Here is a 3,429-nt window from a genome sequence, read left to right as displayed (position 1 = left end):
GATAGCCTGCCCTAATCGGGCTAATGTTCGCTTGACAGAGAGGTAGGCGTCGTGAGGACGCAGTTCCAGAAGTGGCGTACGACGGTCGCCGTGGTTTCGGCGGCCGCACTGGCTCTGGGCACCGCCGCCTGCGGCTCGACCGACGACAGCGCCGGCAGTGCCGGCGCGACCAGGCCGTTCGACACCCCGAGCGGTCAGGTGCAGATCCCGGTCCAGCCGAAATCGGTGGTCGCGCTCGACCAGTACACCTACTTCGGGCTACTGGACGTCGGGGTGCACCCCAAGGCCACGGCGTCCGGCTACACCGACAGTTTCGCGGTGTTCCCGGCCTACGCCGACGAGTACGCCAAGGCGCCCAAGGTCGGCGGCTCGATGGAGATCGACATCGAGCAGGTCGGCGCGCAGGGACCGGATCTGATCCTCGGCAACAAGTTCCTCTCCCTGGAGAAGCACAAGATCGAGGACTACCAGAAGCTCGCGCCGACGGCGATCCTCGGCGGCGCCGCGGGCGAACCCGGTGTCGCGTGGCCGCAGTGGGTCATCCAGGCCGCCGACGCGGTCGGCAAGAAGCCCGAGGCCGAAGCGCTCAAGAAGCAGTACGAGGACCGCGCCGCCCAGATCCGCAGCACCTACGCGGACAAGCTGTCCAAGGTCAAGTTCGCGCTGATCAACGGCGGCGGCGGCAAGTGGTACCTGAACCTGGACGAATCCTGGGGCGGCACGATCCTCAAGGACCTCGGCGTCCAGTTCGCGCGGGCCGGCATCACCGACCCGAAGGAGAACACCCCGGAGTTCTCGACCGAGAACCTGGACAAGCTCAACGAAGCCGACGTGATCCTGTACCAGGCCGACTACCAGGGCAAGGCGGGCGCGGACACCCAGCAGATCATCGATCTGCCCGCGTACCAGGGTTTGCGCGCGGTCAAGGCGGGCAAGTCCCTGCCGACCGGCAACTTCTACGCGCTCCACTACAAGGCCGCGATGTCCTTCCAGGACGAGATCGAAAAGATCCTCAAGGAGTTCTGAGCCGCTTGGGCCTCGTGAGTGGTAAGGACGGTTAGAACCAAGGGGTGCCTTCGGTGCCTGCTGGATTCTGCGTGCGAGTGTTCGCGAGTTCGTGATGCCCAGCGGTCGTGTCGCGAAAGCCACTTTCGCGACGTCTGATGTCCCGAAAGTGGCTTTCGCGACACCCGGGCTGGCTGGCGCGGCCCTCGCAACGACTCGACCCACCACGCCACTGTCGCCCTGGCTCTCCTCTGCGGTACATGAAGGCCCCCTTCCTTGCGCCTAGGTACAGGAAGGGGGCCTTCATGTACTCGGGGAAGGTGTGAAGGCCTCCTTCACTACCTTCAGGGTAGGCAAGGAGGCCTTCACGGACCTGCGACCAACTGCTGCCACAAACAGCAGGTACCTAAGACCCCTTCGGCTTAGAACCGTCCTTACCACTCACGAGTTTTCATCGGCGGCAGCGGTAAAGGTCTCCCGGCCCTTCCTCGGCGCCGTACGCCGCGGGCGGCACGGCGACACACGTCGTCCGCACGAACTCGTACTGGCCCTTTTCCTCCGGCAGAAGCAGAACGTGGGCGACTTCGCCGCGTTCGATCCACTCCCGCAACCGGTCCGGCGCCGGTGCCGGGTCGCGGTTGGTGAAGCCCGCCATGCCGATCACCGCCCGGTCGGTCGCCATGATGAACGGCGCGGCGGTGTCGGCGGTTTCGACCGCGAGGGTCACCCGCGTGTCACCCGACTCTCGTTCCACATAACCGAGAAGTGCCTTGCCGGTTTCGTCGAGAGTCCCGGCCGAAGCCCGGTAGTCACGGGCGCCCCAGCCGCCGAGGAGCCCCCTCAGGTCGTCGCGGACGGCGGGTTCGAGGTAGTCCGTCTGCAGGGAGACCGGACCGGCGGCCGGGAGCATGGGCAAACCGGCGGAGTAGCCGATGCTCGTCGCCGTCGACCAGACCACCGGCGCGGCCGAGATCGCCACGAGCCCGATCGCGAACCCGGGAAGGGCGACGCGGCGCGGTCCGAGCTTGCCGAGGACGAGGAGGCCGACAGCCAGTGCCGTCGCGGCGGCCACGACGATCCCCGTCCAGCCGTTCCATTCCGGCGCCCGGTTCACCAGGAGCCAGGCCCAGAAGCCGAGAGCGGCGACGACCGTGGGCAGCAACGGCCACCAGCGTCCCTCCGCCCGATACTGCCGCCACAGCGTGGCCAGGGCCGCCGCGGACAGCGCGGCGATCGCGGGCGCGAGTTCCGCGGTGTAGTACAGCAGCCAGATTCCGCGCATGAAGCTGAACACGGCCACGCACACGAGCAGCCAGCCGCCCCAGAGCACCCATCCCGCCACCGTCCGGCGCGGCGGCCGCTTGCCGAGGACCACCAGGACGACGGCCGCCAGCACCGCCGCCAGCGCGAGCGGTAACAGCCAGCCCGCCTGGCCGCCCAGCGACGTCCCCAGCAGCCTTCCCGGCCCGGGATCGCTCTGGTAGAAGGACTTCCCGTGCTCCTCGGCGTAGCTGGCCGCCGCGGCGAAGTCCTGGCCGACGATCCGGCCCAAGCCGTTGTACCCGAAGACGAGATCGCGGGCGGAGCCGTCGGCGCTGCTGCCGATGTACGGCTTCGGGCTCGGCCACAGGTCCACCACCACGACCCACCAGAACGACGTGACGGCGAGGACCCCGGTGGCCAAAGCGGTCGTCAGTGCCTTCGCGCGGACGCCCGACGACGAGCCGACCAGGTAGGCCAAGGCCAAGGCGGGCAGGACGAGCCACGCCTGGACCATCTTCGTGGTGAACGCGCAGCCGAGGAACACCGCGGCCAGCAGCATCCAGCGGCGTTCGCGTCCGGAGTCGTCGATCGCCCGCGTCGCCGCGTAGGCCGCGCTCACCAGAAGCAGGAACAGCAACGGATCCGGCATGTTGTCGCGGATCACCGCGACGACGATCGGCGTGCAGGCGAACAGCGCGGCGGCGAGCAGCGCGACCCGTTCACCCTGCCAGCGCCGGACGGTCAGGAACAGCACCCAGATCGTCGCCACGCCCTCGAGCACCTGCGGCAGTATCAGCGCCCAGCCGTGGAAACCCAGTACCTGCACGGAAAGCACCTGGACCCACAGTCCCATCGGTGGCTTGTCCACCGTCACCACGCCGAGCGGATCCACCGAGCCGAAGAGGAAACCGGTCCAGCTGCCGGACATCGAGTCGACAGCGGCGCTGTAATACGGATAGCCGTAGCCGAGTTCCCAGATCCCCCAGCCGTACCAAGCGGTGGTGACGAGAAGGATCGCGGCCAAGGCGAGCCGATGCGCTCTGCCGGGAGAACGGGCGGGGACTTCTGCCGGAGTGTCCACGGAAGGGGAAAGGGAAGTGCTCATGTGTGGTCGAACCCTTACCTGGAGTTAGTTAGGTAAGGCATAGCTAACCACAAAGC

2 protein-coding genes are annotated in these 3,429 nt (G+C 67.6%); one reads left to right on the top strand and one right to left on the bottom strand.

Features of this window, described 5'->3' with window-relative positions; all coding sequences use genetic code 11:
• Positions 1–51: 51 nt before the first annotated feature.
• Positions 52–1,026 carry an ABC transporter substrate-binding protein gene (locus tag ACLJPX_RS06790; RefSeq protein WP_101608883.1) on the top strand — a complete coding sequence of 325 codons (975 nt, stop codon included), beginning with the start codon at positions 52–54 and terminating at the stop codon, positions 1,024–1,026.
• Positions 1,027–1,456: 430 nt separating this feature from the next.
• Here ACLJPX_RS06790 and ACLJPX_RS06785 read toward each other — a convergent pair whose 3' ends face one another.
• Positions 1,457–3,373, bottom strand: coding sequence for an ArnT family glycosyltransferase (locus ACLJPX_RS06785; RefSeq protein WP_410599256.1), 1,917 nt, complete (start codon positions 3,371–3,373; stop codon positions 1,457–1,459).
• Positions 3,374–3,429 lie beyond the last annotated feature (56 nt).

Origin of the sequence: Amycolatopsis sp. lyj-90 (assembly GCF_046549035.1) — a bacterium.
In the GTDB taxonomy this organism is placed as follows: Bacteria; Actinomycetota; Actinomycetes; order Mycobacteriales; family Pseudonocardiaceae; genus Amycolatopsis.
The sequence above is the reverse complement of the archived record's forward strand: the minus strand, read 5'-3'. Positions and strand labels throughout refer to the sequence as shown.

Excerpts from the sequence above, each read along its gene's own strand:
- ACLJPX_RS06785 (WP_410599256.1), bottom strand. The coding sequence starts at position 3,373 with ATGAGCACTTCCCTTTCCCCTTCCGTGGACACTCCGGCAGAAGTCCCC.